Annotated in this window: 25 protein-coding genes and 1 other RNA gene; 13 read left to right on the top strand and 13 right to left on the bottom strand. The window is 73.2% G+C overall.

Features of this window, described 5'->3' with window-relative positions:
* Window positions 1–229: 229 nt before the first annotated feature.
* Complete coding sequence (locus ACZ6NC_RS03215; RefSeq protein ID WP_396319490.1) at window positions 230–1,591, bottom strand: glutamine synthetase family protein; 1,362 nt, start codon at window positions 1,589–1,591, stop codon at window positions 230–232.
* A gap of 151 nt (window positions 1,592–1,742) precedes the next feature.
* Here ACZ6NC_RS03215 and ACZ6NC_RS03210 point away from each other — a divergent pair, with 151 nt between their 5' ends.
* Window positions 1,743–3,524 (top strand): NAD+ synthase, encoded by a 1,782-nt coding sequence (locus ACZ6NC_RS03210; RefSeq protein ID WP_465728418.1) that lies wholly within the window; start codon window positions 1,743–1,745, stop codon window positions 3,522–3,524.
* Window positions 3,525–3,540: 16 nt separating this feature from the next.
* Here ACZ6NC_RS03210 and ACZ6NC_RS03205 read toward each other — a convergent pair whose 3' ends face one another.
* From ACZ6NC_RS03205 to ACZ6NC_RS03195, 3 genes are all read right to left on the bottom strand, one after another.
* Window positions 3,541–4,695, bottom strand: coding sequence for an endonuclease/exonuclease/phosphatase family protein (locus ACZ6NC_RS03205; RefSeq protein WP_465728416.1), 1,155 nt, complete (start codon window positions 4,693–4,695; stop codon window positions 3,541–3,543).
* Window positions 4,696–4,956: 261 nt separating this feature from the next.
* A complete protein-coding gene (locus ACZ6NC_RS03200) occupies window positions 4,957–5,589 on the bottom strand; it encodes a TetR/AcrR family transcriptional regulator (protein WP_465728414.1) in 633 nt (210 codons plus the stop codon).
* Window positions 5,590–5,803: 214 nt separating this feature from the next.
* Window positions 5,804–7,432, bottom strand: coding sequence for a DHA2 family efflux MFS transporter permease subunit (locus tag ACZ6NC_RS03195; protein WP_465728412.1), 1,629 nt, complete (start codon window positions 7,430–7,432; stop codon window positions 5,804–5,806).
* Between the two features lie 273 nt (window positions 7,433–7,705).
* Between ACZ6NC_RS03195 and panB the strand changes: the two genes are divergently transcribed.
* The 3 genes from panB to ACZ6NC_RS03180 all read left to right on the top strand — a co-directional run bounded on the left by panB (window position 7,706) and on the right by ACZ6NC_RS03180 (window position 10,604).
* The gene (panB, locus tag ACZ6NC_RS03190) at window positions 7,706–8,575 is read left to right on the top strand and encodes a 3-methyl-2-oxobutanoate hydroxymethyltransferase (RefSeq protein ID WP_465728410.1); all 870 of its coding nucleotides are present in this window, start codon (window positions 7,706–7,708) and stop codon (window positions 8,573–8,575) included.
* Window positions 8,576–8,763: 188 nt separating this feature from the next.
* Complete coding sequence (locus tag ACZ6NC_RS03185; protein ID WP_465728408.1) at window positions 8,764–9,795, top strand: ATP-binding cassette domain-containing protein; 1,032 nt, start codon at window positions 8,764–8,766, stop codon at window positions 9,793–9,795.
* Window positions 9,792–10,604: an ABC transporter permease gene (locus tag ACZ6NC_RS03180; protein WP_465728406.1), complete on the top strand. Its 813-nt coding sequence runs from the start codon at window positions 9,792–9,794 to the stop codon at window positions 10,602–10,604. Before ACZ6NC_RS03185 ends, ACZ6NC_RS03180 begins: the two co-directional genes overlap by 4 nt.
* Window positions 10,605–10,735: 131 nt before the next feature.
* On the opposite strand, the gene ACZ6NC_RS03175 is transcribed toward ACZ6NC_RS03180, so the two are convergent.
* Window positions 10,736–14,077: an ATP-binding protein gene (locus tag ACZ6NC_RS03175; RefSeq protein ID WP_465728404.1), complete on the bottom strand. Its 3,342-nt coding sequence runs from the start codon at window positions 14,075–14,077 to the stop codon at window positions 10,736–10,738.
* 256 nt (window positions 14,078–14,333) lie between these two features.
* Here ACZ6NC_RS03175 and ACZ6NC_RS03170 point away from each other — a divergent pair, with 256 nt between their 5' ends.
* Window positions 14,334–15,149: a site-2 protease family protein gene (locus ACZ6NC_RS03170; protein ID WP_465728402.1), complete on the top strand. Its 816-nt coding sequence runs from the start codon at window positions 14,334–14,336 to the stop codon at window positions 15,147–15,149.
* Between the two features lie 5 nt (window positions 15,150–15,154).
* Here ACZ6NC_RS03170 and ACZ6NC_RS03165 read toward each other — a convergent pair whose 3' ends face one another.
* Window positions 15,155–15,352 carry a hypothetical protein gene (locus tag ACZ6NC_RS03165; RefSeq protein WP_465728400.1) on the bottom strand — a complete coding sequence of 66 codons (198 nt, stop codon included), beginning with the start codon at window positions 15,350–15,352 and terminating at the stop codon, window positions 15,155–15,157.
* Window positions 15,353–15,485: 133 nt separating this feature from the next.
* Window positions 15,486–16,178, bottom strand: a complete 693-nt coding sequence (npdG, locus tag ACZ6NC_RS03160; RefSeq protein WP_465728398.1) for an NADPH-dependent F420 reductase — start codon at window positions 16,176–16,178, stop codon at window positions 15,486–15,488.
* 47 nt (window positions 16,179–16,225) lie between these two features.
* On the opposite strand from npdG, the gene ACZ6NC_RS03155 reads away from it, so the two are divergent.
* Window positions 16,226–16,825 carry a hypothetical protein gene (locus tag ACZ6NC_RS03155; RefSeq protein ID WP_465728396.1) on the top strand — a complete coding sequence of 200 codons (600 nt, stop codon included), beginning with the start codon at window positions 16,226–16,228 and terminating at the stop codon, window positions 16,823–16,825.
* A 109-nt stretch (window positions 16,826–16,934) separates the two neighbouring features.
* On the top strand, window positions 16,935–17,609 hold the full coding sequence (locus tag ACZ6NC_RS03150) for a GNAT family N-acetyltransferase (RefSeq protein ID WP_465728394.1): 675 nt from the start codon (window positions 16,935–16,937) through the stop codon (window positions 17,607–17,609).
* A gap of 3 nt (window positions 17,610–17,612) precedes the next feature.
* Here ACZ6NC_RS03150 and ACZ6NC_RS03145 read toward each other — a convergent pair whose 3' ends face one another.
* Window positions 17,613–17,843, bottom strand: coding sequence for a hypothetical protein (locus ACZ6NC_RS03145; RefSeq protein ID WP_465728392.1), 231 nt, complete (start codon window positions 17,841–17,843; stop codon window positions 17,613–17,615).
* Window positions 17,844–17,949: 106 nt separating this feature from the next.
* On the opposite strand from ACZ6NC_RS03145, the gene map reads away from it, so the two are divergent.
* Window positions 17,950–18,795: a type I methionyl aminopeptidase gene (gene map, locus ACZ6NC_RS03140; protein ID WP_465728390.1), complete on the top strand. Its 846-nt coding sequence runs from the start codon at window positions 17,950–17,952 to the stop codon at window positions 18,793–18,795.
* Window positions 18,796–18,940: 145 nt separating this feature from the next.
* Here the strand turns inward: map and ACZ6NC_RS03135 are convergent, their stop codons facing one another.
* Window positions 18,941–19,642 (bottom strand): bifunctional DNA primase/polymerase, encoded by a 702-nt coding sequence (locus tag ACZ6NC_RS03135; protein WP_465728388.1) that lies wholly within the window; start codon window positions 19,640–19,642, stop codon window positions 18,941–18,943.
* A 541-nt stretch (window positions 19,643–20,183) separates the two neighbouring features.
* Here ACZ6NC_RS03135 and ACZ6NC_RS03130 point away from each other — a divergent pair.
* Complete coding sequence (locus tag ACZ6NC_RS03130) at window positions 20,184–20,333, top strand: hypothetical protein (RefSeq protein ID WP_465728386.1); 150 nt, start codon at window positions 20,184–20,186, stop codon at window positions 20,331–20,333.
* Between the two features lie 40 nt (window positions 20,334–20,373).
* Window positions 20,374–20,574: a hypothetical protein gene (locus tag ACZ6NC_RS03125; protein ID WP_465728384.1), complete on the top strand. Its 201-nt coding sequence runs from the start codon at window positions 20,374–20,376 to the stop codon at window positions 20,572–20,574.
* A gap of 37 nt (window positions 20,575–20,611) precedes the next feature.
* Here the strand turns inward: ACZ6NC_RS03125 and ACZ6NC_RS03120 are convergent, their stop codons facing one another.
* Window positions 20,612–21,277, bottom strand: coding sequence for a PadR family transcriptional regulator (locus ACZ6NC_RS03120; RefSeq protein WP_465728382.1), 666 nt, complete (start codon window positions 21,275–21,277; stop codon window positions 20,612–20,614).
* 159 nt (window positions 21,278–21,436) lie between these two features.
* Between ACZ6NC_RS03120 and ACZ6NC_RS03115 the strand changes: the two genes are divergently transcribed.
* Both ACZ6NC_RS03115 and ACZ6NC_RS03110 read left to right on the top strand, forming a co-directional pair.
* Window positions 21,437–21,835 carry an ACT domain-containing protein gene (locus ACZ6NC_RS03115; protein ID WP_465728380.1) on the top strand — a complete coding sequence of 133 codons (399 nt, stop codon included), beginning with the start codon at window positions 21,437–21,439 and terminating at the stop codon, window positions 21,833–21,835.
* A 152-nt stretch (window positions 21,836–21,987) separates the two neighbouring features.
* Entirely contained in the window at window positions 21,988–22,245 is a 258-nt protein-coding gene (locus tag ACZ6NC_RS03110) for a Prokaryotic metallothionein (RefSeq protein ID WP_148645382.1), read from the top strand.
* A 94-nt stretch (window positions 22,246–22,339) separates the two neighbouring features.
* Here ACZ6NC_RS03110 and rnpB read toward each other — a convergent pair.
* The 3 genes from rnpB to ACZ6NC_RS03095 form a co-directional block, all read right to left on the bottom strand.
* An RNA gene (gene rnpB, locus ACZ6NC_RS03105) (RNase P RNA component class A) lies at window positions 22,340–22,738 on the bottom strand.
* A gap of 13 nt (window positions 22,739–22,751) precedes the next feature.
* The gene (locus ACZ6NC_RS03100; RefSeq protein WP_465728942.1) at window positions 22,752–24,194 is read right to left on the bottom strand and encodes an MFS transporter; all 1,443 of its coding nucleotides are present in this window, start codon (window positions 24,192–24,194) and stop codon (window positions 22,752–22,754) included.
* A 98-nt stretch (window positions 24,195–24,292) separates the two neighbouring features.
* Entirely contained in the window at window positions 24,293–25,762 is a 1,470-nt protein-coding gene (locus ACZ6NC_RS03095) for an RNB domain-containing ribonuclease (protein WP_465728378.1), read from the bottom strand.
* A 229-nt stretch (window positions 25,763–25,991) separates the two neighbouring features.
* On the opposite strand from ACZ6NC_RS03095, the gene ACZ6NC_RS03090 reads away from it, so the two are divergent.
* Complete coding sequence (locus ACZ6NC_RS03090; protein WP_465728376.1) at window positions 25,992–26,435, top strand: DUF3995 domain-containing protein; 444 nt, start codon at window positions 25,992–25,994, stop codon at window positions 26,433–26,435.
* Window positions 26,436–26,534: the final 99 nt, after the last annotated feature.

Raw genomic sequence — 26,534 nt, 5'->3', positions numbered from 1 at the left:
CCCGTCACCCGGTCACGGTTCGCACCGCTGCAGAGTAACCACATTGGCCCAACGAATTAGCGTGCGCGGGGGACGCCTCCGGGCAAGCCGCCCCACCCCGCGGCCCACACCTGCCGGCAGCAGCCCCCTGCTTCCCCGGGAGGCGACTGGCGCGGGAACCCGGACCCCCCGCACCAGCAGAGTGGGCCTGCTCCGATCGGAGCAGGCCCACTCGACAGTTGATGAATCGTCAGAGCACCTGGAGGTTCTTCCGCAGCTCGAACGGCGTGACCTCGGAGCGGTACTCCTCCCACTCCTGGCGCTTGTTGCGGAGAAAGAAGTCGAACACGTGCTCGCCGAGGGTCTCGGCGACCAGCTCGCTGCGCTGCATCAGGTCGATGGCCTCGCCGAGGTTCTGCGGCATCGGCTGGATGCCGAGGGCGCGGCGCTCGGAGTCGGTGAGCGCCCAGACGTCGTCGTCGGCGCCGGGCGGGAGTTCGAGGCCCTCCTCGATGCCCTTGAGGCCGGCGGCGAGGGTGACGGCGTAGGCCAGGTAGGGGTTGCAGCCGGTGTCGAGGGAGCGGACCTCGATCCGGGTGGAGCCCTGCTTGCCGGGCTTGTACATCGGGACGCGGATCAGCGCGGAGCGGTTGTTGTGGCCCCAGCAGATGTAGGAGGGGGCCTCGCCGCCGGCGCCGGCGGTGCGCTGGGAGCCGCCCCAGATCCGCTTGTAGGAGTTCACCCACTGGTTGGTGACGGCGGCGGTCTCGGCGGCGTACTTCAGCAGGCCGGCGATGAAGGAGCGGCCCACCTTGGAGAGCTGGTACTCGGCGCCGGACTCGTGGAAGGCGTTGCGGTCGCCCTCGAAGAGCGAGAGGTGGGTGTGCATGCCGGAGCCGGGGTGGTCGGAGAACGGCTTCGGCATGAAGGTCGCGTGCACGCCCTGCTCCAGCGCGACCTCCTTCATGACCAGGCGGAAGGTCATGATGTTGTCGGCGGTGGAGAGCGCGTCGGCGTAGCGCAGGTCGATCTCCTGCTGGCCGGGGGCGCCCTCGTGGTGGGAGAACTCCACCGAGATGCCCATCGACTCCAGCATGGTGATCGCCTGGCGGCGGAAGTCGTGGCCGACCCCGCGCGGGGTGTGGTCGAAGTAGCCGGACTGGTCGGCGGGGATCGGCGGGGTGCCGTCGCCGGGCAGGTTCTTCAGCAGGAAGAACTCGATCTCGGGGTGGGTGTAGAAGGTGAAGCCCAGGTCGGACGCCTTCTCCAGGGTCCGCTTCAGCACGAACCGCGGGTCGGCGAAGGAGGGCGAGCCGTCGGGCATCAGGATGTCGCAGAACATCCGGGCCGTGCCGGGCGTCTCCGAGCGCCAGGGCAGGATCTGGAAGGTGGTCGGGTCCGGCTTGGCGATCATGTCGGACTCGTAGACCCGGGCGAAGCCCTCGATCGCCGAGCCGTCGAAGCCGATGCCCTCCTCGAAGGCCTGTTCCAGCTCCGCCGGCGCCACCGCCACCGACTTGAGGAACCCGAGTACGTCGGTGAACCACAGCCGGACGAAACGGATGTCACGCTCTTCGAGCGTCCGAAGCACGAACTCCTGCTGCTTGCCCATGGGGACAGTCTCACCTCTGCTCTTTACGTTCGTGTTACGCCCGGAAACCACCCGAAAGCGACTGACCCCATCATGGCGGATCACCGGCTCCGAGGGCAGTGGCGACCCCCGACCGAGACATTGCGTCAGATAGACGATTAGACTCCGAGACATGCCCAATCTCCGTCTCGCCCTGAGCCAGACCGACCCGTGGGTCGGTGACATCGCACGCAACAGCGATGAGGTGGTGCGCTGGACCAAGCGGGCCGCCGAGGCGGGCGCCCAGCTGGTCGCGTTCCCCGAGATGGCCCTGACCGGGTACCCGGTGGAGGACCTCGCCCTGCGCCGTTCGTTCGTCGAGGCCTCCCGGTCCGCGCTGGTCGAGCTCGCCGGCCGGCTGGCCGCCGAGGGGCTGGGCGAGCTGCCGGTGGTGGTCGGCTACCTCGGCCGCTCCGAGCACGCCTCGCCGCGGTTCGGCCGCCCGGCCGGGTCGCCGCAGAACTGCGCGGCCGTGCTGTACCGGGGCGAGGTGGTCACCCGGTTCGCCAAGCACCACCTGCCCAACTACGGCGTGTTCGACGAGTACCGCTGGTTCGTCCCCGGCGACCAGCTGCCGGTACTGCGACTGCACGGGGTGGACGTCGCGCTGGCGATCTGCGAGGACATCTGGCAGGACGGCGGCCGGGTGACCGCCGCCCGCGAGGCCGGGGCCGGCCTGCTGTTGGTGATCAACGGCTCGCCGTACGAGCGGAACAAGGACGACGTCCGGCTGGAGCTGGTGCAGCGCCGCGCCGTCGAGGCGGGCTGCCCGCTGGCGTACGTCAACATGGTCGGCGCCCAGGACGAGCTGGTCTTCGACGGCGACTCGATCGTGGTCGGCGCGGACGGCGAGGTGCTGGGCCGCTCCCCGCAGTTCGAGGAGCACCTGCTCGTCCTCGACCTGGAGCTGCCGGCCGCGAGCAGCGACCACACCGACGGGCTGCTGCTCGGCGACGGCCTGCACCTGGTCCGCACCGAGCTGGGCGGCGAGCCGCTGCCCGCGCCCGCCGTGGGGGCACCCCCGGCCGAAGGCCGGGGGACGGTGAGGGCCGAGGTGGCCCCCCGCGTCTCGGACGAGGCCGAGATCTGGGCCGCGCTGGTCTCCGGCACCCAGGCGTACGTGCGCAAGAACGGTTTCCGCTCGGTGCTGATCGGCCTCTCCGGCGGCATCGACTCGGCCCTGGTGGCGGCCATCGCGGTGGACGCGGTCGGCGCCGAGAACGTGTACTGCGTCTCGATGCCGAGCCGGTACTCCTCGCAGCACTCCCGGGACGACGCCGCCGAGCTGGCCCGCCGTACCGGGCTGCACTTCCGGACGGTGTCGATCGCGCCGATGTTCGACGCCTACCTGGCGGCCACCGAGCTGACCGGCCTGGCCGAGGAGAACTTGCAGTCCCGGCTGCGCGGCACCCTGCTGATGGCGATCTCCAACCAGGAGGGGCACATCGTGCTCGCGCCCGGCAACAAGAGCGAGCTGGCGGTCGGCTACTCCACCCTGTACGGCGATTCGGTCGGCGCGTTCGGGCCGATCAAGGACGTCTACAAGTCGCTGGTCTTCCGCCTCGCCCGCTGGCGCAACGAGGAGGCCGAGCGGCGCGGCGAGGTGGCGCCGATCCCCGAGAACACGATCAGCAAGCCGCCGTCCGCCGAGCTGCGGCCGGACCAGAAGGACACCGACTCGCTGCCCGACTACGACCTGCTGGACACCGTGCTCGACCTCTACGTCGAGGGCGACCAGGGCCGGGACGCGATCGTGGCGGCCGGCTTCGACCCGGCGGTGGTGGACCGGGTGGTCCGGCTGGTCGACACCGCCGAGTACAAGCGGCGGCAGTACCCGCCGGGCCCGAAGATCTCGGCCAAGGGCTTCGGCCGGGACCGCCGCCTCCCGATCACCAACCGGTGGCGCCGGGGCTGACCGCCGGCACCTTTCGCTAGTACCTGTAGGTGGCGGCCACCGCGAGGTGGTCGCTGCCGTCCCGGCCCAGGGTGCGGGAGTCGGTGGGCTGCAGACCGCCCTTGCTCATGATCTGGTCGATCCGGGCCATCGGGAAGGACGCCGGCCAGCTGAAGCCGAATCCGTCGCCGGCCGCGCCCTGGGCCGAGCGCATCTGCGAGGTGACCGGCGCCAGGCTGCGGTCGTTCATGGTGCCGTTGAGGTCGCCGAGCAGCAGCACCTTCTTCAGCTGCTCGGCCTGGATGGCGTCGCCGAGGGCCTGCGCGCTGGCGTCCCGCTGGTTGACGGTGAAGCCGCCCTCGGCCTTCAGCCGGACGGAGGGCAGGTGCGCGACGTACACCGCGACCGGGCCCTGCGGGGTGGTGACCTGGGCGCGGAAGGCCCGCGTCCAGCCCATCTTGATGTCCACCACCGAGACCCCGCTGATCGGGTACTTGGACCAGAGGCCGACGGTGCCCTCCACCGCGTGGTACGGGTAGGCGTCGGCCAGCCCGGACTCGTAGCTGCGCAGCGGCCTGCCGGCCAGCTCCTGCAGGGCGACGATCTGCGCGCCGGACTCCTTCAGCAGCTTCACCGTGGCCTGCGGGTCGGTGTTGGCTGCGGCCACGTTGTGGCTGACCACCGTCCAGTCGCCGGCGCCGCCGCTCTTGTCGCTGAGCAGGCCGCCGAACATGTTGAACCAGATCAGCACCGGCAGCAGCAGCGCGACCAGGGCGGTCGCGGAACGGCGCAGCAGGGCGGGCACCAGCAGGACCGGGACGGCCAGGCCGATCCACGGCAGGAAGGTCTCCAGCAGGCTGCCGAGGTTGCCGACGCCGTTGGGCACCTCGGCGTGGAAGGCCAGCAGGGCCGCGGCGAACAGGGCGAGGGCGGCGACGACCAGGCCGCGCCGCCAGGTGGTGCTGCCCCGGCCGTCCCGGCCCCAGTCGCGCAGGCCCAGGAAGCCCGCCCCGGAGGAGCCCGAGCTGCCAGAGCTGCCAGAGCTCCGGGAGCCCGGGTCGGCCGGGCCACCGGGGACCTCAGGACGGTCGCCGCGGCCGTCAGGACGGTCGCCGGCGCCGTCGGCGGTGGCCGGGCCGCTGCCCTCCGCCGCCGGTGCCCCCGCCCGGTCCGCCCTGTCCGCCTGCGCCATGCCGTGGCTCCCGTCGTTCGTCCCGCCTGCCGGTCCGGCGCACGACGCCGCCGGTGGGCGGGCATGGTGCCGGACTGGTGCCGGTTTGATCGGATTCCCGGCTCAGCCTATGCCGGGACAGACGCGGGGCCGGTGGAGCGGGTTCCGGCGTGGCCCGGTTTGGTGAGCCAGGCCACGCCGGGGCGGCCGAAAGGGGCCCGCAAGGAGCCGGACCGGACAGTTCCGGAACGAAGGGCTCCGGAACTGTCCGGTCAGCCCCGGTCAGCCCCGGGCGGCCGGGCCGGCCAGGCCCTGGAGCAGGGCGTCGACCATCCGGGTGGCCAGCTCGGGGTCCTCCAGGTCGGAGTCGTCCCAGAGGATGCTGCGGTAGAGGATCGGGCCCAGCAGCAGGTCGCCGAGCAGTTCCTCGTCGAGGTCGGACCGGAGCTCGCCCTCGTCGATGCCGCGCTGGATCACCTCTCGCGCCAGCTGGCGCCGCGGCATGATCACCCGCTCGCGGTACGCGCTGTTCAGCTCCGGGAGGCCCTGCATCTGGCTGAGCGCGGCTTTGAGCACCCAGCGGGTGCGCTTGGCCAGGCCGCGCAACCGCATGTACTCGATCATCGCGACCAGCTCGTCCCGCGCGCTACCGCCGGTCGGCGTCGGCAGCGGGGCCTCCAGCCGGCTGACCATGTCGACCAGCAGGGCCTCCTTGTTGGGCCAGCGGCGGTAGATGGTGGCCTTGCCGACGCCGGCGGCGGTGGCGATGCCCTCGATGGTCAGCTCGGACAGGCTGGTGCCGGCCGCCATCAGCTCCTCCACCCCGGCGAAGATGGCCTGCTCGGCGGCCTCACTGCGCGGGCGGCCCCGCCGTGGATTGGTGCAGTCCGGCGCGGCCGTGGTGTCCGTCTTCATCCCCGCTCTTCTCCCTGGATCTTGCGGGCGCGAGGCGCCGTTCCCACTCCCGATTGTCGTCCGCCGGCCGGGCCGGTGAGAGCCTCGGTGCGGACGACGGCCCTGTCCGTCCGGACTCGCCGGACGGACAGGGCCCCCATTGTCGCGCAGCACGGTCGCACCTCGGTCGCACCTCGGTAGCGGCCCGGTCGCAGGTCAGGCGCCTGCGGCCGGATCAGGCGCCGGCGGCCTCGGTCTCGCGTGCCGGACCGACCGCCTTCTCCACGGAGGGCGCGCCGCCCGGCGCGCCGCCGGGGCTGCCCGCCGGGATCCGGCCGGGGAGCAGGAACCAGGCGAGCAGCGCGCCGACCACGGTGATGCCGGCGGAGAGCCCGGCCACCACGTGCATGGCGTCGATGAAGGACGCGTTGGCCGGGCCGATCAGCGCGGCGCCCTGCGGGCCGAGCCTGTCGGCGACGGCCAGGGTGGCCTCCAGGGACTCCCCCGCCTTCTCGCGCAGCGCCTCGGTCGGCAGCTGGTCCAGCTTGTCGGCCATGCCGTCGCGGTAGACGGTGGAGAGCACCGCGCCGAGCACGGCGACCCCGAGCGAGCCGCCGACCTGCCGGAAGGTGTTGTTGACCGCCGAGCCCGCACCGGCCTTCTCGCGCGGCAGCGAGCCCATGATCGCGACGGTCACCGGCGGCATGACGTGCGCCATGCCGGCGCCCATCAGGAAGCCGAGCACCACCAGGATCCAGATCGGGGTGGTCGCGTCCAGCATCAGGTAGCCGAGGAAGCCGACCGCGATCAGAGCCATGCCGCCGGCGCAGGTGACGCTGACACCGAAGCGGTCGACGACCAGCCGGGCCCGGGGCGCGAACATCAGCTGGGCGACGGCCAGCGGCAGCATCAGCAGACCGGCCTGGAGCGCGCTGTAGCCGCGCACGCTCTGGGTGTAGAAGACGCCGAAGAAGGAGACGCCCATCAGCGCGAAGAAGACCACGCCGACGACGACCACGGAGGCGCTGAACACCTTGTCGCGGAACCAGCTGACGTCCAGTGCGGGGTGTGCGGTACGGCGCTCGAACCAGACGAAGGCGGCCAGTGCCGCCACGCCGATCAGGATCGGCACCCAGGCACCGGCGGCGGTGAAGTCGGCCAGCTCGCCGCCCTTGATGATGCCGTAGATCAACGCGACCAGGCCGATGATCGAGAGCAGCACGCCGACCGGGTCGAGCCGGCCCGGGTTCGGGTCCTTGGACTCGGGCACCAGCAGCACCATCGCGATCACCGAGACGATCACGATCGGCACGTTGACCAGGAAGACCGACCCCCACCAGAAGTGCTCGATCAGCAGACCACCGGTGATCGGGCCGATGGCGATGGCCAGACCGACCGCGCCGGCCCAGATGCCGATCGCCTTGGGCTGCTCGGAGCGCTCGAAGACGTTCATGATGATGGCCAGCGTCGCGGGCATCGCCAGCGCGCCGCCGACGCCCATCAGGGCGCGGTAGCCGATGAGTTCACCGGGCGAGGCGGCCAGCGCGGAGAGCAGCGAGGCTATGCCGAAGACGACCATGCCGGCCAGCAGGGAGCGCTTGCGGCCGAAGCGGTCGCCGAACAGGCCGGCCGTGAACAGCAGCCCGGCGAAGACCAGGGTGTACGAGTTGATCGACCATTCCAGGTCGCTCTGGCTGGCGCCGAGGCCGGTGGGCGCCGGGGACGCGATGGTCTTCATCGCGACGTTGAGGATCGAGTTGTCGAGGACGACGACGAGCAGGGCGAGCACGAGGGTGCCCAGGATCGCCCAGCGCCGGCGGTGGATGGCTTCCGGCACGCGAGGTGGCGCGACTGCGGTGGTCATTGTGGTTCCCGTCCGTGGTGGCGTGACACTGGCGGGCATTTCCGAGCCGCAAGCGTCTCGTAACCCCCGGGTCAGCGTAGCGCGATTTTCGATACGAGACGAGCCCGTTTCGTAACGCGTGGGCAAAGACCTCCCCCCGGTGGCCGGTGTGCCGCAGATCGCACCGCACCTGCGGCACGCCTCTTTGCGGCTGTGCCGGGGCGTGCAAGCATGGAGGTGATCCGGGGACGCCACACGGCGCCACGAGACGACAACCCTTCAGGAGCCTGTTCGATGAACGCTTCTTCGCCTTCGCCTGCCCAGAACCAGGCGTCGACCGCCACGCTCTACGGCGGGGTCACCAACCGCCGCGTCACCGTCCGCGACCTCGCCGCCGCCAAGCAGCGCGGCGAGAAGTGGTCGATGCTGACCGCCTACGACGCCCTCACCGCGGGCGTCTTCGACGAGGCCGGCACCCCTGTCCTGCTGGTCGGCGACTCGGCGGGCAACTGCCACCTCGGCTACGAGACCACCGTGCCGGTGACCATGGATCAGATGGTGATGCTCTCCGCCGCCGTCGTCCGCGGCACCAAGCGGGCCATGATCGTGGCCGACCTGCCGTTCGGCTCCTACCAGGAGTCCCCCGCGCAGGCCATGCACAACGCCGCCCGGCTGATGAAGGAGGCCGGGGTCGGCGCGGTCAAGCTGGAGGGCGGCGAGCGCAGCGCCCGCTCGATCGAGCTGCTGGTCGAGGCCGGCATCCCGGTGATGGCGCACATCGGCCTCACCCCGCAGTCCGTGCACGCCTTCGGCGGCTACCCCGTCCAGGGCCGCGGCGACGAGGCCGCGCACCAGCTGCTGCGCGACGCCAAGGCCGTCCAGCAGGCCGGCGCCTTCTCCGTCGTCCTGGAGGCCGTGCCCGCCGAGCTGGCCGCGCAGGTCACCGAACAGCTGTCGATCCCGACCGTCGGCATCGGCGCGGGCGTGGACACCGACGCCCAGGTACTGGTCTGGACCGACATGGCCGGCATGACGGCCGGCCGGGTGCCGAAGTTCGTCAAGCAGTACGCCAACCTGCGGGCCGTCCTCGGCGAGGCCGCCCGCGCGTTCGCCGAGGACGTGCAGTCCGGCGCCTTCCCGGCGCCCGAGCACACCTTCCACTGACGGAAGGACAGGGCCCCGCTCCCGGCCGGAGCGGGGCCTTTGGCGTGCCCCGCCCGCTGCCCGGCCGGGCTGCCGACCGGGCTGCTGTCAGCGGCGCGACAGCAGGATGACAGCGGGACGGCACCGGGCCGGCGGCACCGGCCGGGCGGTGACAGCCCGCTGACAGCGGGGCCGGACAGCCTGGAGGCATGACACGCATCGCCACCGCCCCGAACGACCGGGGGCCCGCCACGGGCAACGCCGTGGAGGTCCGCGGCATCGTCAAGCACTACGGCGCCACCAAGGCCCTGGACGGGGTCGACCTCACCGTCCGCGAGGGCACCGTGCTCGGCGTCCTCGGCCCCAACGGCGCCGGCAAGACGACCCTGGTCCGCGTCCTCTCCACCCTGATCAAGCCCGACGCCGGCACCGCCTTCGTCGGCGGCTACGACGTCCTGCGCCAGCCCAAGCAGCTGCGTCGCACCATCGGCCTCACCGGCCAGTACGCCTCCGTCGACGAGATGCTCTCCGGGTACGAGAACCTCTACCTGATCGGCCGGCTGCTCGACCTCTCCCGCAAGGACGCCAAGGCCCGCGCCGCCGAGCTGCTGGAGCGCTTCTCGCTCACCGAGGCCTCCAAGCGCGTCGCCAAGACCTACTCCGGCGGCATGCGCCGCCGCCTCGACCTGGCCGCCAGCATGATCGGCCGCCCCCGGGTGCTCTACCTGGACGAACCCACCACCGGCCTGGACCCGCGCACCCGCAACGAGGTCTGGGACGAGGTGCAGCGAATGGTCGCCGAGGGCTCCACCGTGCTGCTCACCACCCAGTACATGGAGGAGGCCGAGCAGCTCGCCGACGAGCTGACCGTCATCGACCGGGGCCGGGTGATCGCCGCCGGCGGCGTGACGGAACTCAAGGCCCAGGTCGGCGGCCAGACCCTGCAGGTCCGCCCGGCCCACCCGGCCGAACTGCCCGGGATGGCCCGCTGCCTGCAGGAGACCGGCATCGCCGAGGCCACCTTCTCCGCCGACACCGGGCTGCTCTCGGTGCCGATCACCGGCGAGGACCAGCTCACCGCCGTGATCGGGGTGCTCGGCACCCGAGGCTTCGCGATAGCCGGGATCGACACCAAGGTGCCCAGCCTGGACGAGGTCTTCCTCGCGATCACCGGCAAGCCCGCGACCGCCACGGAACCCGTGGCAGCCACCCCCAGCCTCGCCAAGGAGCCCGTCGCATGACCACCGCAACCGTCTCCCCCACCCGGGTGGAGGACACCCGGATCGGCCTGGCCGGAAACCTCCGGCACATCGGCGCGCTGACCCGCCGCAACCTGATGCGGATCAAGGCGGACCCGGAGTCGATGTTCGACGCGGTGCTGATGCCGGTCATCTTCATCCTGCTGTTCGTCTACGTCTTCGGCGGCGCGATGGCCGGCGACCAGGACACCTACAAGCAGTACCTGATCCCCGGCATGCTCGGGCAGACCGGCCTCACCCTGGCGATGGCCGTCGGCACCGGGCTGAACAGCGACTTCCAGACCGGGGTGATGGACCGGTTCCGGACGCTGCCGATCGGCCGGTCCTCCGTCCTGCTCTCCAAGATCATGGCGGAGACCTTCCGCGCGCTGGTCTCCTTCACCATCCTGATCGGCTTCGCGCTGATCCTCGGCTTCGAGATCAGGACCGGCCCGCTGGAGCTGCTGGCCGCAGTCGGCCTCTCGCTGGTGTTCGGCATGTCGATCGTCTGGATCTCGATGCTGCTCGGCATGGCGCTGAAGAGTGCCCAGGCCGTCCAGGGGGTGTCCATGCTCGTCCTGATGCCGATGCAGTTCGGCAGCTCGATCTTCGCCCAGCCCAGCACCATGCCGGGCTGGCTGCAGTCCTTCACCAGGGTGAACCCGCTCTCGGCGCTGGCCGACGCCTGCCGGGCGCTGCTCAACGGCGAGGGCGCGGTGGCCCACCCGGTGCTCATCGTGCTGGGCTGGTCGGTGGGCATCACCGCGGTCTTCGCGCCGCTCGCGGTGGCCCGGTTCCGCAAGCGGACCTGAGGCCGCGCGTGCCATGACCGGGCCGGCCGTCGGCCCCGGGCCGGGGACGGGCCCCGGGCCTGACGGCCGGCCCTTCGGCTCACCCCTCGGCAGGGCCGGCCCCCCGACGCGGGAGGGCCGGCCGGCCCCGGTCAGCCGATCAGGTCGTCCAGCAGGGCCTTGGTCTGCTGCGAGGTCAGGCCCTCGCCCGCGGCCACGGCACTCTCGTACGCGGCGTCACCCAACAGGCTCCGCAGGGCGGCGGCCACGCGATCGCGCTCCACCCGGTCCAGGTAACCGCCCTTCGGGCCGTTCAGCCCGGTGTGTGCGCCGAGCAGCCGGGCGGCCGTCCGGGCCCGCTCCAGGTCGCCGTCCCGCTCGGCGAATGCGCGCAGCACCCCGGCCACGGCCGGGACCACCATGACCGTCATCTGCTCCGCGAACCCGGATGCCGACTCCATCGCGCTGAGCAGCCGCCGGCCGTCGCGGAGCATGGCAAGCCCCTGGTCCGGCTCGCCGGCGCGGGCCGTGATCCAGCCCCGGGCGGTGGTCAGCAGCCCGCTGACCACCCCGGGGGCGAAGCCGCCGACCCTGGTCCTGTCGAGCTTGTCCAGTTCGGCCAGCGCCTGGTCGTACTCGTCCCGCTGGGCGTGGATGCCGCAGAGCGTCAGACGGCCGAACAGCAGCGCGCCGGTGGTGGCCTGGTTCGCCCCGGGAACGTCGATCCCGGCGATCGCGTCCCGGACGATCCGCTCGCCCTCCGCCATGTCCCGCTCCAGCACGGCACCGCCGAGGCTCACCTGCAGGATCGGCACCTCATGCGGCGCGCCCAGCTCCTCGGCCAGCTCGATCGCCCGCTCGTACGCGGCGGCGGCCGCGTCGGCCATGCCCCGGTTGGCCAGCGACTCGCCGCGGGCCGCCAGCGCCTGGGAGATCCCCCAGAGGTTGCCGGCCTGGGTGTACAGCTCCAGGGACTCCTCTCCGTCCCGGGCCCCCTGCTCCTCGCCACCGGGCCAGTCGTTCATCATCTTGGCCCGGATCTGCAGGATGAACGCCAGGTCGTTCGGCCCGCCGTGCTCCTTGCAGCCGCGGACCGCGTCGTCCACCAGGTCCTTCATCAGATCCAGGCGACCGGCCAGGAAGGTCCCGAACACCCGCATCAGCCCCGGGAAGCGGTAGGACTGCGGCAACTCCGGGGTATAGGCGTCGAGCAGCCGCTGCGCGGTGGCGGCCGCCACCGGGTCGCCGAGGATCTCCAGGCTGCCCTCGAAGAGCCCGGCCAGGCGGTACAGGACGATCAGCCGGCGAGCTTCCTCGATGACCCCCGCGGGCATCGGCAGGCCGTACGCGAGCACGTTCCGCTCCAGCGGCACCGGCGCCGGGCCGTCCGGATCGAACGGGTCCGGGCCGAGCGCGGCCGCCGCCTCGTACCAGCCGCGGGCCTCCAGGCTGAAGCCGCGCAGCGACCAGTACCAGCTCATGCCGAGGGAGATCACGAGCGCCTGCTCCTCGTCCCGCAGGTCGACCGCGCGGCGCAGCGCGGCCCGGATGTTGTCCTGCTCGCGCGCCAGCACCCCCAGCCAGTGCAGCTGCTGCGGGCCGTGGACGCTCAGGTCGGCGGTGCTGACCAGCTCGCGGAAGTGCGCCAGGTGACGGCTCTCGGTGGCGCTGCGTTCGGCGGCCGACTCGGCCAGCCGCTCGGTCGCGTACTCGTGGATGGTCTCCAGCATCCGGTACCGCGGCAGCCCCTCGCCGTCGAGGTCGGCCACCAGCAGGGACTTGTCGACCAGCGACAGCAGCTGGTCGGCGACCTCCTCACGGGGCACCTCGACGTCGTCCGCGCAGATCGCCTCGGCGTCCTCCAGCGTCCAGCCGCCGGCGAAGACCGAGAGCCGGCGCAGGACCGCCCGTTCGCGCTTGCCGAGGAGGTCCCAGCTCCAGTCGACCACCGCGCGCAGGGTCTGCTGGCGCGGCAGCAGGGTACGGCTGCCGCCGGTGAGCAGCGTGAACCGGCCGTCCAGGCGGTCGGCGATCTGGCGGGCGGTCATCACCCGCAGCCGGGCGGCGGCCAGTTCGATGGCGAGCGGCAGGCCGTCCAGGCGTCGGCAGATCTCGGCGCACGCCGCCGGGTCGCTCTGCGGGTCGAAACCGGAGCGGGCGGCGGCGGCCCGCTCGGCGAGCAGGCGCAGCGCCACCGGGTCGGGCAGCGGCTCGACCGGCAGGACGGTCTCGCCGGGTACGCCGAGCGGCTCCCGGCTGGTGGCGAGGACGGTGAGGCCGGGGCACTCGGCGAGCAGCCGGTCGACAAGATCGGCGGCGGCCTGGATCAGGTGCTCGCAGTTGTCCAGGATCAGCAGCATCTGGCGGTGGCCGCAGTGTTCGATCAGCCGGCGCACCGGGTCCTCGGCGCGCTTCTCCATCACCTCGGCGACCATGCTGCCGGTGTGCAGCACGATCTCGCGCAGACCGAGCGCGGAGACCACGGCCGCCGGGACGGCTCCCGGGCTCTCCAACGGGGCGAGTTCGGCCAGCCAGACGCCGTCCGGCCAGCGCCCGGCGCCCTGTTCGGCGCGGCCGGCCTCGACCGAGAGCCTGGTCTTGCCGGAGCCGCCGGGGCCGGTCAGGGTGACCAGCCGGCTGCCGGTCAGGGCGCCACGCAGGGAGGCCAGATCGCCCTCCCGGCCGACGAAGCTGGTCAGCCGCCCACGCAGGTTGCCCGCACTGCGCGGCAATGGGGCCGGCGCCGGCGCCTGCTCGCGCACCGAAGGCTCGATCGGCGCCACGGGGGACAGCAACTCCGCGTAGATGGCCTGGAGTTGTCGGCCCGGGTCGACGCCCAGCTCGTCCGCCAGGACACGTCTGGTCCGCTCGTAGTGGCGCAGCGCCTCGGCGCTGCGCCCGCTCTCGTGCAACGCCCGGACCATCAGGTACTGCAACGGCTCGTCCAGCGGCTGCTGTTCGCAGAGCCCGGCGAGTTCGGCGACCAGCTCGGCGGCCCGGCCGAGGCCGAGGTCGGCGGTGATCCGGTGCCGGCAGGCCTCGTCCCGCTGGGCCTCCAGCCGGGTGGCGGGGCCGCTGCGGTCTGGCAGGTCGGCGAGCGCCGGGCCGCGCCAGAGCGCCAGGGCGGCCCGCAGCTTCTCGGCGGCCAGCGCGTGGTCGGCCTCCTCCAGCGCCCGCCGGCCCTCGCCGGCCAGCCGCTGGAAGTCGCCGAGGTCGGTGCGCGACTCGGTCAGCCAGTAGCCGGCCGGGCCGGAGCCGACCCGGTCGCGGCCGATGGTGCGGCGCAGCCGGCCGACCAGGGTCTGCAGGGCAGCGGAGGCGTCCTGCGGCGGTTCGGTGTCCCACACCTCGTCCACCAGGAGGTCGGCCGGCACCGGCCGCCCCTGCCGCAGGACCAGCGCGGCGAGCAGCGCCCGCAGCCGGGCCCCGCCGAGCGGGACGGGCGTGCCGTCGTCGTGGTGAGCCGTGGTGGTCCCGAGGATGCCGTAGTGCACCCGCCCATTCTGGTCGATGGCCGCCGCCGCCACGCACAATTGTCCGGGCCGCCGCCGGCGTCGGGGGCCGGGGCTCCGCTTGTCCGGTGCTCCGGTGTCCGGTGTCCGGTGCCGGGGCACGGAACCGGGGCCGGGTCGTCGTACGTTCACCCGGGACGGCTTGTCCGGCGACGGACCCGCCCGGCATGATCGGTCCCTGCCCCATCCCGGACACCCACACCCGAGACACACCCCAGACACCCGGAGCACCCACACCATGACCTTCGCCGCAACGCAGCGCTCGCGCAGCGAGGACCGCCGGATCAGCCCGGTGTTCTGGGTGCTGCTCGCGATACTCGCCACGTCCGGCTGGGCGGTGTACTCGGGGTACGGAAACGCCTCGTTCGGGGTGTTCCTGTTCGTGGTGGCGGGCTGGATGGTCTCGCTCTGCCTGCACGAGTACGCGCACGCGCGCACCGCGCTGCACGGCGGCGACCTCACCGTCGGCGCCAAGGGCTACCTGACGCTCAACCCGCTCAAGTACACCAACATCCTGCTCAGCTTCGTGCTGCCGATCGTGTTCGTGATCCTCGGCGGCATCGGCCTGCCCGGCGGCTCGGTCTGGATCGAGCGCCACCGGATCAACGGCCGGCTCAAGCACAGCCTGATCTCGGCGGCCGGCCCGCTGGTCAACCTGCTCTGCGCGGCGGTGCTGCTGATCCCGATCGGCGCGGGCTGGCTGGACGACCCGTCGGTGCACGCCGAGTGGAACGGCTACGAGCTGACCGTCTCGCCGTTCTCCGGCGCGCTGGGCTTCCTCGGGCTGCTCCAGCTGAGCGCGGCCCTGCTGAACCTGCTGCCGGTGCCCGGCCTGGACGGCTACGGGATCATCGAGCCCTGGCTGTCGTACAAGACCCGGCGCGCGGTCGAGCCGTTCGCCCCGTACGGGATGCTGGCGGTCTTCGCGCTGCTCTGGCAGCCCGAGGTGAACCGATTCTTCTTCGACGCGGTGTACGGCCTGATGGGCCTGTTCGGCGCGGACGCGGACTACGCGACCCTCGGCCGGTACCTGTTCTCGTTCTGGAAGAACTAGAGGAACTAGGCGTTCTGGCCGGCCCGCTCGGCGGCGGCCTTCGCGAGCTTCTCGCGGCGCAGGTTCAGCCAGAGGACGTTGCTGGCGACGCCCGCCATCGGGATCCAGATCAGGCCCCACCAGAAGCCCTGGGTCAGCGAGACCACACCGGCGGCCAGCGCGAGGACGACGACGATCGAGGCGAAGAGGGACGTGCGGGGCATGGCGGGGGCTCCTAGCGCGGGCTGACGGTCGGCCCCCATTGTCGCCGACCTCACCCCCGGACCTGGTCCAGGGGTGAGACCGGCGGCCGGCGCGTCCCGGGGCGCTACCCCGGGTACCGGCTCGGTGACCGGCTCAGACGTCGGTGATCCGCAGGCCGGCGTGGGCCTTGTACCGCCGGTTGACCGAGATCAGGTTGGCGACCAGCGACTCCACCTGGTGGGCGTTGCGCAGCCGGCCCGCGAAGATGCCGCGCATCCCCGGGATCCGGCCGGCCAGCGCCTGCACGATGTCGGTGGCGGCGCGCTCCTCGCCGAGCACCATCACGTCGGTGTCGATCTGCTCGACGGTCTCGTCCTGGAGCAGCACCGCCGAAAGGTGGTGGAAAGCGGCGGTGACCCGGGAGTCCGGCAGCAGCGCGGCGGCCTGCTGGGCGGCACTGCCCTCCTCCGGCACCAGCGCGTACGCGCCCTGCTTGTCGAAGCCGAGCGGGTTGACGCAGTCCACCACGATCTTGCCGGCCAGCTCCTCGCGCAGGGCGGAGAGGGTGGCAGCGTGCCCGTCCCAGGGGACGGCGACGATCACGATGTCGCTCTCCCGCGCGGTGGTCGCGTTGTCGGCGCCGCGCACGCCGAGGCCGAGTTCGGCCGCCGAGGCCTCGGCGCGGGAGGCGTCGCGCGAGCCGATGATCACCTGCTGGCCGGCCTTGGCCAGCCGCAGGGCGAGCCCCCGCCCCTGGTCGCCGGTGCCGCCGAGGACACCGACCACCAGCTGCGAGACGTCCGGCAGCTCGTGGGCCGGGTTTGTCGCTGAATCGAGGGAAGTCATGGGCCGATCCTGCCAAATGCCGGGCCCGCCGCGACATTCTGTGCCGCATGGACGCGATGAGAGTTTCGGCACTCCGGGAGCGGCTGGCCGGTACGGGCTGGCTGGAGGCGGTCGGCGGCTTCGCGGGCTCGTTGCGGCATGCGGTCGACCGGCGCGGCGCGGACGGGCTGCTGCTGGTCGGCACCGAGGCGTACGAGCCCTGGCACCTGGCCGCCCACCTGGAGGACGAGGCCGCCTGGTCGGGCGTCCCCCGCCTGGCGCCGACCCTGCTTCGGCACCGGGTGCCCGCCGGAGCCCCGGACCACCTGGCGCACGGCCTGCGACGGCTGGCCGGGGCCGGGCGCGGGGCGACCGTGCTGGTGGTGGCCCCGGCGGCGGCCGGGGCGGGGCTGCTGGAGCGGGTGCACGACGCCCGGCGCGGCGGGGCGACGGTGCTCGCCCTGGACGGCGCCGCCGGGCCGGCCGACCTGGCGGGCCTGGCGCACGAGCGGCTGGCCGTCGGCACCGCCGAGGAGGAGCCGTTCGACCTCGCCCAGCACCTGGTCAGCGCGGCCGCCGGGGAGCCCGCGGCCCGCCGCTCGGCGCTCGGCCGGCTGGCCGACCTCGCCGGGCGGCTCACCGCGGGGCCGGCGATCAACCGCTGGTAGGGCGCCCGCTGAGGCGTGCGGGCGGAGGCGGCAGCTCGAAGGTAAGTGGCGTGTCGCGGCTAGACCTATTACTCTTCCTCCATCGGATCGTCCGGACGGAGGGGTGGCCATGCTGGAGATCACGACGGAGAACGTCGTCCGCAGCTGGGTCGACGGGTGGATAGTGTCGCGACTTGCGGCGCCGCCCGTCGTCGAGCCGTGGGGGTACACCGTGGACGTCGGCCTCACCGGCCACGTCACCCGGCACGTCCTCGACGCCACCGGGGACGCCGTACGGGAGGCCGACGTCCGCAAGGTCGCCGGCGCCGTCCGCGCCGACGGGACGTGGCTCAAGATCTTCGCGGACCCGACCGTCGTCGCCCCCTGGCTCGGGCCCGACTGGTGGATCGACGACGAGCCCGGCTACCTGATGACCGTCCCGCTGGCCCCGGCCCCCGCCCACCGGCTGACCGCCCCCGACGGCTACCGCCTGCGCACCTGGACCCGCGGCGGCGTGGTCCGCACCCTGGTGACCGACGCCGGCGGCGCGCTGGCGGCCCGCGGCCAGACCGTCCCCCTCGGCGCGACCGCCGTCGTCGACCAGATCGAGACCTCCGCCGAACACCGCCGCCGAGGCCTCGGCAGCCTGGTCATGCGGGTGCTCGCCACCGCGGCGTTCGAGCAGGGCGCCCAGACCGGCGTCCTCGCCGGCACCCCGGACGGCCACGCCCTCTACACCTCGCTCGGCTGGCAGGTGCTCGCCCCGCTCACCAGCGCGAAGTACCTCGGCCCCCAGGGCCGCTGACGCCTACTCGGCCTGGTCGTCCGTCGGCCTGTCGCTCCAGCGCGGGTCGCTCTTCCACTCGCGGTTGCGCTCGTCGGCGAGCTGGAGCGCGTGCGCCGCCTCCTCGCGGGTGGCATAAGGGCCGAGGCGGTCCTTGGCGGGGCACTCGGGGCCCTCCTCCACCTTGGCGTGCTTGATGCAGTAGAACCACTCGCCCGGCTTGCCGGTCGGCTTGCGGTGGAATCCCAGGGGCATGGCGGTCACTCCCGTTCGGCGGGGTACGTCGGTACTGATCATTCCCCGGCCCGGGGTGTCCTGCACGCCCCCGGGCGGGGCAGGGGCGGCGGATAGACTCGCGGCCATGGCTCTCGTACCCGGCATCCAGTCCCCCACCCGCAAGGTCCCGGCGCACATCGCGCGTCCCGAGTATGTCGGGCGGCCTGCGCCGGCGCCGTACACCGGGCCCGAGGTGCAGAGCGCCGAGACGATCGAGAAGATGCGGATCGCGAGCCGGATCGCCGCGCAGGCGATGGCGGAGGCCGCGAAGCTGATCGCGCCCGGGGTCACCACGGACGCGCTGGACGCCGTCGCCCACGCGTACATGTGCGACCACGGCGCCTACCCGTCCGACCTCGGCTACCGGGGCTTCCCGAAGTCGATCTGCACCTCGATCAACGAGGTGATCTGCCACGGCATCCCGGACTCGACCGTGCTGCAGGACGGCGACATCGTCAACATCGACGCCACCGCCTACATCCACGGGGTGCACGGCGACCTCAACGCCACCTACCTCTGCGGCGACGTGGACGAGGAGTCGCGGCTGCTGGTCGAGCGGACCCGCGAGTCGCTCAACCGGGCCATCAAGGCGGTCAAGCCCGGCCGCCAGATCAACGTGATCGGCCGGGTCATCGAGTCCTACGCGAAGCGCTTCGACTACGGCGTGGTGCGGGACTTCACCGGGCACGGCATCAACACGTCGTTCCACTCCGGCCTGATCATCCCGCACTACGACAGCGAGCGGGCCACCGAGGTGATCAAGCCGGGAATGACCTTCACCATCGAGCCGATGCTGACGCTGGGCACCTACGACTACGAGATCTGGGCGGACGGCTGGACCGTCGTCACCAAGGACCGCAAGCGGACCGCCCAGTTCGAGCACACCCTGGTCGTCACGGCGGACGGCGCGGAGATCCTCACCCTGCCGTAACCACCCGGGGCGCCCCGCCCCGAGCCGAAGGGGCGCGCCGGTGTCGCAAGGGAGAAGCGAGGACGCCGTGAGGAACGAGCGGCGTTCGAGCGCCGACCGTCGGCATCGGATCGAAGCGCCCCGGAGGCGAGCGGGCGAACAGCGGTCAGCCGATCAGCCACTGCTCCTCGGCGACCGCGCCCACCTCGGTGCAGGCGTCGGTCAGCACGTCCAGGACGCGCAGCGGGTCCGGCAGGGGCTGCTCGGGCCCGCGCAGCCAGCGCACCTCGGAGCCGTCCGGCAGCGCGGCCGGGGGCAGCAGGGTGTACGAGCCGCGGCAGTGCCAGCGCAGGCCGGGGTGCTCGGACATGGTGTCCGGGGTGGAGTCGAGGGCGCTCGGCCACCACTCGTCCTCGTCCACCGGGGTGCCCCGGGTGGCGGTGAAGAACAGGTAGCGGTCCTCGCCGACGGCGGCCACCGGGCCCTCGACACCCAGCGCGGTGAGCCGCTCCAGGGCAAGCCGGCCGGCCTCGGCGGGCACGTCCAGCACGTCGTGGGCGCGGCCGGTGGCGGTGATGAAGTTGGCCTGAGGGTCCCGGGAGAGCCAGCGGCCGACCTGCTCCGGGTCGGTGGTCGCCTGGGTCTGCCAGGCGAAGGAGACCGGATGCTGGGCAGGGGCCGGGCAGGCGACCCGGTCACAGGAACATCGGTAGCCGGCCGGATGCGCGGCGGGCGCGAGCGGGAATCCGGCGCGCACGGCGCCCAGCAGCTGATCCAGTCTGGCGGCGGGGCTGTCCGCGTCGGCCGGCCGCACCCGCTGACGGTCACGCTTCTGCCACCAGGTCGTCCACCTGCTGCCGGATTCCATCGGGCCCCTCTCCGCGCACTGCCGTGCCTGGTGTGACACAGCATTCGACGTACCACTCCGACGCAACGCACAGCGCCCCCCGCTTGCTTCCCGGGGTGGTGCTCGGCCTTGCTGTCCGCGCCCTGCCGGCCGGAGCCGGGATTGCCGGACGGCCGACGCCCGGGTCACGGTACGGAGTCACGGCAGCACGTACGCTGCGGCTCGGCGACCCGGCGGCACACGAATGTGCGCCTTGCCCGGCCCGTACGGGGCCCGCTGACCCGGGTGAACCCCGAGGGCGTAACAGGAAGGATAAGGGTGCGCGGGGCCTTCGGATGACCGGGGGCGGTGCCTCCCCGGTCACACTCCCGGCACCTGCGCGTCACAAGCCCTCCCCCGGACTGCCCCGGGCGGCCGTTCACCTGCCGGATGCCGGGAAGCCACCCGCCGGCCACCTGCGCCGGGGTGAGACCCTGGTGTGGTGAAGAGCGCGGACACCGAATTCGTCGGCGGACCCCTGGACGGCCGGATCCTGCCGATCCCGCTGGGGCCCATTTACGGCGTGCCCAAGACCTACAAGGTGCCGGTCCCCGCGCACGGGGACACGCCCGCGCGCACACTGGTGTACGTCCGGGCCAAGCAGCAGCGGGGTCTCCGCTGGTACTGGCACTACGAGTTCGACGAGGCGGCCAGCGCCCGCACCCGCGGGTGACGACCGCTCCCCTCGGGAGCCCTGCCCAGGGAGGACGGCGATGGCGAAGACCGTACGGCACCACCCCAGGACGAAGTCCCGTGCGGTGATGCACCACAACCGGCAGGTGGCCGCCGTCACCGCCGGACTGCTGGTGGTGGTCAGCGTCTACAGCGCGGCGATCGGCTCGAACGGCTGGCTCTGGCTCGGCTGGGCGGTACTGCTGCTCGCGTGCGTGGCACTGTTCGCCGTCCGCCCCTGAGCAGCAGCACCGTCCGCCTCCCGGCCCCCCTGAGCCGTCACGCATCCTCGGCGAGGATCAGGTACAGCTTCTTGCGGGCCTCGTTCAGCACGGCCAGGCCCTTGGCGCGCTGCGCCTCCGTGCCCGTCGTCATGACCTGCCGGATCGCCTGGTCGACCGCGCCGAGCGCCTGGCCGACCTCCTGGACGGCCTCCCAGTCGACCTCCCGGCCGGCCTCCGCCCACGGCTCGGCCACTCCCGCCTCGGCCTCGGCCCGGCCCGCCTCGGTGAGCGAGACCAGCCGCTTGCCGCCGACCTCCTCAGCGGTGATCAGGCCCTCCTCCTCCAGCAGCTGGAGATTGGGGTAGATCGAGCCCGGACTCGGCCGCCAGGCCCCGCCCGTCCGCTCGGCGATCTCCGCGATCATCTCGTAGCCGTGCATCGGCCGCTCCTTGAGCAGCGCCAGCAGCGAGGCACGCACGTCCCCACGCCGGGCCCGCCCGCCGCGTCGGCCGCGCGGACCGTGGCCACGGCCCCCGTGCCCGCCGAAGCCGCCGAACGGCCCGCCCATCGGGCGTCCGGGCCCGAACGGCGGCGGGCCGAAGGGGCCGAACGCCCTCCGACCCTCGAAGCCCTCCCCGGGCGTCCCCCCGAACTCCGAACCCGGCCCACGGCGCCTGCCGCCGCGCGGGGCCTCCTCACGAAATCGTCGTCCTGAGCGCATGGCGCCCACCTCCACATGATTGGTCTGTCGATCGTTCGGACAGTCGAGTAACTGTCTCGATAACTCGACGATATATCGGTGACTGTCGCTCGTCAACGCTTTCCGACACGTCGGCCGGCGACCCGTGCGGGCGCAGGCCCAGCCGCTACGGTGGCGGGCATGGCCGGTGAACGAGACCTTGCGACCCTGCTGCGCGGGATGCGCCCGCAGCTCAACCCGGGGCGGTACGTCTACTGCACGCTGCCCGCGAAGGTGCCCGCCGGGATGCGGCCGGTGGTGACGGTCGCCGAGCCCGAGGGGGTGACGGTGGTGGTGACGCAGGAGGAGGCGGACGCGCTCGGCCTGCGCTACGAGTACGTGGCCGCCTGGATCACGCTGCAGATCCACTCGGCGCTGGAGGCCGTCGGCCTGACCGCCGCCGTGGCGGGGCGACTGGCCGAGGAGGGGATCAGCTGCAACGTGGTGGCCGGTTTCCACCACGACCACCTGTTCGTCGGCGTCGAGGACGCCGACCGGGCGGTCCGGGCACTGGAGGAGCTCTCGGCCCGGTCCGTCTGAGCCTTCCCGGCGGCCCGGCCCCGGTACGTCGGTCCGCCTGAGCCTCCCGGGCGGGTGCGGCCGAGTGGCCGCCCCCGGAGGCCGCTCCGACACTGGGAAGGGCTGAGCGCCCGACCGGTCGTTCAGCCCCCACCGGAAGGGAGACGGCCACCATGGCCATCTGCGTCACCTGCGGCAACGACTACTGGCTCGCCTTCGAGATCAAGACCATCACCGGCGACGTGTACACCTTCGACAGCTTCGAGTGCGCGATGGAGAAGCTCGCGCCGCGCTGCGAGCAGTGCCAGGTCCGGATCGTGGGCCACGGCGTGGAGGTGGCCGGCCGGTTCTTCTGCTGCGCCAACTGCGCCCGCGTCAACGGCGGCCTCGGCGAGCAGATCCGCGACGCGGTCGGCGCCCACCCCGCCTGAGCCGTCGGGCGGACGAAGAGACAAAAAACGGGGAGACGGAGAAAGGCCCGCCGGCCCGCTGAGCGGACCGGCGGGCCTTCGCCACGCCTGAGGACGGAAGAGTCGGCCTGTACGCCGGGTTCTGTCTCCCGGGCCGCTTGCGCGGCCTGGGGAGGCGGCCATCCATCTAGGGCTGCCGTTGCCGACAGCCTCGTGCGGTCTACCCGCGGACTCGGGCGAGCAGCCCTCGGACATCCGCGCACGGTGCCCGAGGGCACCGATCTTGACCTTGCTCCAGGTGGGGTTTACCGAGCCGGCCGGGTCACCCCGGTCGCTGGTGGTCTCTTACACCACCGTTTCACCCTTACCCATCGCCGAAGCGGTGGGCGGTCTGTTTTCTGTGGCACTGTCCCGCGGGTCACCCCGGGTGGGCGTTACCCACCACCCTGCTCTGTGGAGCCCGGACGTTCCTCGGCGGGCCCTGAGGACCCGTCGCGACCGCCCGGCCGGCTCTTCCGCCGTAGTGGTCATGGTAGCCGCTCGGGCGGGGCCTCCCGTACGCCGGCCATGACGGCGGGCGGTTCGCCGCCGAGGCGGGCGGCCACCCGGGCGGCGGTGCCGGTGGCCCAGGCGCTGGTGGTGACCAGGCCGAGGACGAGGATGGCGGCGCCGAGGCCGGTCACGATCCACCAGCCGGCGTGACTGGCCGGGGCGAAGCCGGTGGCGAGCGGGCCCGCCACGGCCGAGGTGACCACGGTGCCGATCACCGCGACGCCGAGCGACTGGCCGACCTGCCGGCTGGTCGAGGCCACCGCCGCCGCCACGCCCGCCTGGGCACGCGGCATGCCCGAGACGGCGGCATTGGTGATCGGCGCGTTCACCATGCCGAAGCCGAAGCCGAACAGCGCGTAGGCGACCAGCAGCAGGGACGCCGGGGAGTCCGCGGCCAGCCGGGTGAGCAGCAGGCCGCTGGCGGCGAGCCCGAGGCCGGCCGCGACCAGCGGGCCGCGCGGGCCCCGGCCGCCGACGATGCGGCCGGAGAGCGGCGCGCAGACCAGCATCATCCCGGCCATCGGCAGCGTCCACAGGCCCGCCTCGACCGGGCTGTAGTGGCGGACGTCCTGCAGGTAGAGGGTGTTGAGGAAGAGGAAGCCGCCGAGCGCGGCGAAGGCGCAGACGGCGGTGACGGTGGCGCCGGTGAACGGCGCGCTGCGGAAGAACCGCGGGTCGACCAGCGGTTCGGCGACCCGCCGCTCCCAGAACGGGAAGGCCACCAGCGCGGCCAGCGCGGTCACGGCGAGGGCCACGATCAGCGGGGACGTCCAGCCGTGCTCGGGGCCCTCGATGATCGCGGCGGTGCCGCAGCCGAGCAGCGCCACCATCAGCAGTTGGCCGACCGGGTCCAGCCGGCGGGCCCGCGGCGCGCGCGACTCGGGGACGTACCGGGCGGTCAGCAGGCAGGCGACCAGGCCGACCGGGACGTTGATCAGGAAGATCGACGGCCAGCCGGCGCCGTTCACCAGGAAGCCGCCGAGCAGCGGGCCGAGCGCCATCGAGATGCCGACCACGCCGCCCCAGATGCCGATCGCCCGGGCCCGTTCCTTCGGCTCGGTGAAGGTGTTGGTGATGATCGACATCGCCACCGGGTTGAGCATCGAGCCGCCGACGGCCTGCACCGCGCGGAACACCACCAGCCACTCCAGGCTCGGCGCCAGGCTGCAGAGCAGTGAGCCGAGCACGAAGAGCAGCAGGCCGGTCTGGAACACCCGGCGCCGGCCGAACCGGTCGGCCACCGAGCCGAACAGCATCAGCAGCGAGGCCAGCACCAGGGTGTAGGCGTCGATGATCCACTGCAGCCCGGAGGCCGGGGCGTCGAGGTCCTTCTGGATCGCCGGGAGGGCGATGTTCACCACGGTGTTGTCGAGCCCGACGATGAACAGGCTCAGACAGCAGATCGCCAGTACCAGCAGCCGGCGGCGCCGGCCGGGAACGGCGGAAGGCTGCCCGGCGGACCGCGGACGGGGGGAGGTCTGTTCGGTCACGGGACGATCCTCCCACCGGGCCGGGATCAGACGGCGGCGAAGCGGACCGTCCGGGTGGCCGGGTCCGCCACCGTCAGCCGGACCACGACCTGCTCGCCGAGCGGCAGACCGAGGCCGGCGCCCGACGCGCCGTCGGGGCGGTCGCAGCGGGCCCGGACGGCCGGCTCGCGCAGCTGGACGGTGCCGCGGGTCGGCCGCTGCTCGTCCACGTCGATGACCAGCGCCGGAAAGTCCTCCCCCTCCCGGCCCGCCAGCAGCTCCGCCTCCACCAGGTCCACGCAGGCCCGCTCCACCTCGGCCGAGCGGCGGTCCCCGCCCGCCATCAGGGACGGGACGGCGGGCAGCGCCTCCCGGGCCCAGTCCGGCACCGTCTCGCCGGCGGCGACTGCCGCGCAGATCTCCTGGGCGAAGCGGTCGCCCAGCCGGCGCAGCGGCGCCGTGCAGTGCGCGTACGGCGCGGCCAGCGCGGCGTGCACCGGGTCGGCCGGGGCCGGCAGGCCCTGCGTGGCGTCGAAGGCCCGGTAGCCGGCGCCGCGCAGCAGGCCGGTGCACTCGTTGAGGAAGGCCGCGTTCAGCGGCGCGTCCGGGTCGAGCGAACGGATCAGCTCCGGGTACGGCAGGTCGTCCGGCCAGTCCACGTCCAGCGCGCGGGCGGTGCGGCGCAGCCGCGCGTACGCCTCGGGCGGGGCGGCGGGCAGGGTGCGCAGCAGGCCGACGCCGGCATCCAGCATCAGCTCGGCCGCGGCCATGCCGGTGAGCAGCGAGATCTGGGCGTTCCAGCCGTCGGCGGGGGTGGGTGCGCGGTAGCCGAGGACGTAGCCGTGCAGGGTCTCCTCGATCTCCTGCTCGGGGACGGGCAGGCTGATCCCGCCGCGGGCGCGCTCCCGCTCCTCGCGCAGCCGGCCGACCGTGGCGAGCAGGGCGAGCTGCTCGTCGGCGCCGCCGCCGTCCACGGCTCGCTGGACGGCGGCGTAGTCCAGCCTGCGGTGCGAGCGGACGAGGGCGCGGCGCAGGTCGGCGAGGACGACGGCGCCGTCGGCGTCCAGGTCGAGCTGCCAGAGCAGGGCGGGGCGGGTCTCCCCCGGCAGCAGGCTGGCCGCGTCCTCGGAGAGCCGGGCCGGGTGCAGCGGGACGCGGTGGTCCGGGAAGTAGAGGGTCTGGACGCGACGGCGGGCCTCGGTGTCGATCAGCCCGCCGGGCCGGACGAAGGCCGCCACGTCGGCGATCGCGTAGTGCACCCGGTAGCCGCCGCCCGGGCGGTGGGTCAGGTGCATGGCCTGGTCGAGGTCCCGGGAGCCGGGCGGGTCGACGGTGAACAGCGGCAGCTCGGTCGCGTCGTACTCCGGCAGCCGCGGCGTCCGGGCCGCCTCCTCGGCCTCCGCGAGGACGGGGTCGGGCCACTCGGTGTGGATCTCCAGACGGGCACGCAACTCGGCCAGTTCGGCATTGATCCGGGCGGAGTCGGCGGCCTTGACGCGCAGTTTTCGGCGTGGCATGGAGGCAGCGTAGGGCGAATCGGGTGATTCCGGGCGGACCCGGGTGCCGGGCGCGCCGGTGCCCGGGCCCGCCCTCCCGGGCATGGGCTCAGCGGCCCGGCAGGGACCTGAGGTCCTCGGCCGCGAGGGCGACGGAGTCGTCATGGCCGCCGGTGGCGGGGGCGGCCCGGCGGGGCGTAAGGGGTCCTAGGGTGGGCCCGAGTGGTCGGTGTCGTGGAGGGGGTCGGCGATGGGTGCGGTACGGGTGACAGGGGCCGCGGTGGGCATGGTGCTGGCGGCGACGGGGGCGCTGCACGCGGTGTGGGCGGTGACGCCGTGGCCCTTGCGGACGCCGGAGGAGTTCGCGGACACGGTGGTCGGCACCGGCGACGGGGTGCCGCCCGCGGCGGCCTGTGTCGCGGTGGCGGGGCTGCTGGGCACGGCGGCGTACCTGGTGGGCGCGGAGGCCGGGGTGCTGCCGAAGGCCGGTCCGGGGTGGGTGCGCAGGGCGGGCGTCCGGACGGTGGCGGGGGTGATGCTGGCGCGCGGTGCGGGCGGGCTGCTGCTCTTCGGCGGGGGCCGGGTGAAGCGGTCCGACCGGTTCCGGCGCCTGGACACCCGCTACTACTCGCCGCTCTGCCTGGCACTCGGCACCGGGGCGGCCGTCGTCGCGGCGGCGGCGGGGCGGGAGTAGCGGCCGGGCGGGAGAGCGGCGGGCCGGCAGTAGCGGCGGAGCGTTCGCAGGACGGACCGGGCGCCCGGTCGCGGGCCGGTTTTGCGTAGGGTGGCGGGG

The organism is Kitasatospora sp. NPDC041988, assembly GCF_055588525.1.
This window is presented reverse-complemented; position numbering and strand designations above follow the sequence as displayed.

Excerpts from the sequence above, each read along its gene's own strand:
- ACZ6NC_RS03215 (WP_396319490.1), bottom strand. The coding sequence starts at position 1,591 with ATGGGCAAGCAGCAGGAGTTCGTGCTTCGGACGCTCGAAGAGCGTGAC.
- ACZ6NC_RS03210 (WP_465728418.1), top strand. The coding sequence starts at position 1,743 with ATGCCCAATCTCCGTCTCGCCCTGAGCCAGACCGACCCGTGGGTCGGT.
- ACZ6NC_RS03205 (WP_465728416.1), bottom strand. The coding sequence starts at position 4,695 with ATGGCGCAGGCGGACAGGGCGGACCGGGCGGGGGCACCGGCGGCGGAG.
- ACZ6NC_RS03200 (WP_465728414.1), bottom strand. The coding sequence starts at position 5,589 with ATGAAGACGGACACCACGGCCGCGCCGGACTGCACCAATCCACGGCGG.
- ACZ6NC_RS03195 (WP_465728412.1), bottom strand. The coding sequence starts at position 7,432 with ATGACCACCGCAGTCGCGCCACCTCGCGTGCCGGAAGCCATCCACCGC.
- panB (WP_465728410.1), top strand. The coding sequence starts at position 7,706 with ATGAACGCTTCTTCGCCTTCGCCTGCCCAGAACCAGGCGTCGACCGCC.
- ACZ6NC_RS03185 (WP_465728408.1), top strand. The coding sequence starts at position 8,764 with ATGACACGCATCGCCACCGCCCCGAACGACCGGGGGCCCGCCACGGGC.
- ACZ6NC_RS03180 (WP_465728406.1), top strand. The coding sequence starts at position 9,792 with ATGACCACCGCAACCGTCTCCCCCACCCGGGTGGAGGACACCCGGATC.
- ACZ6NC_RS03170 (WP_465728402.1), top strand. The coding sequence starts at position 14,334 with ATGACCTTCGCCGCAACGCAGCGCTCGCGCAGCGAGGACCGCCGGATC.
- ACZ6NC_RS03165 (WP_465728400.1), bottom strand. The coding sequence starts at position 15,352 with ATGCCCCGCACGTCCCTCTTCGCCTCGATCGTCGTCGTCCTCGCGCTG.
- npdG (WP_465728398.1), bottom strand. The coding sequence starts at position 16,178 with ATGACTTCCCTCGATTCAGCGACAAACCCGGCCCACGAGCTGCCGGAC.
- ACZ6NC_RS03155 (WP_465728396.1), top strand. The coding sequence starts at position 16,226 with ATGGACGCGATGAGAGTTTCGGCACTCCGGGAGCGGCTGGCCGGTACG.
- ACZ6NC_RS03150 (WP_465728394.1), top strand. The coding sequence starts at position 16,935 with ATGCTGGAGATCACGACGGAGAACGTCGTCCGCAGCTGGGTCGACGGG.
- ACZ6NC_RS03145 (WP_465728392.1), bottom strand. The coding sequence starts at position 17,843 with ATGCCCCTGGGATTCCACCGCAAGCCGACCGGCAAGCCGGGCGAGTGG.
- map (WP_465728390.1), top strand. The coding sequence starts at position 17,950 with ATGGCTCTCGTACCCGGCATCCAGTCCCCCACCCGCAAGGTCCCGGCG.
- ACZ6NC_RS03135 (WP_465728388.1), bottom strand. The coding sequence starts at position 19,642 with ATGGAATCCGGCAGCAGGTGGACGACCTGGTGGCAGAAGCGTGACCGT.
- ACZ6NC_RS03125 (WP_465728384.1), top strand. The coding sequence starts at position 20,374 with ATGGCGAAGACCGTACGGCACCACCCCAGGACGAAGTCCCGTGCGGTG.
- ACZ6NC_RS03120 (WP_465728382.1), bottom strand. The coding sequence starts at position 21,277 with ATGCGCTCAGGACGACGATTTCGTGAGGAGGCCCCGCGCGGCGGCAGG.
- ACZ6NC_RS03115 (WP_465728380.1), top strand. The coding sequence starts at position 21,437 with ATGGCCGGTGAACGAGACCTTGCGACCCTGCTGCGCGGGATGCGCCCG.
- ACZ6NC_RS03110 (WP_148645382.1), top strand. The coding sequence starts at position 21,988 with ATGGCCATCTGCGTCACCTGCGGCAACGACTACTGGCTCGCCTTCGAG.
- ACZ6NC_RS03095 (WP_465728378.1), bottom strand. The coding sequence starts at position 25,762 with ATGCCACGCCGAAAACTGCGCGTCAAGGCCGCCGACTCCGCCCGGATC.
- ACZ6NC_RS03090 (WP_465728376.1), top strand. The coding sequence starts at position 25,992 with ATGGGTGCGGTACGGGTGACAGGGGCCGCGGTGGGCATGGTGCTGGCG.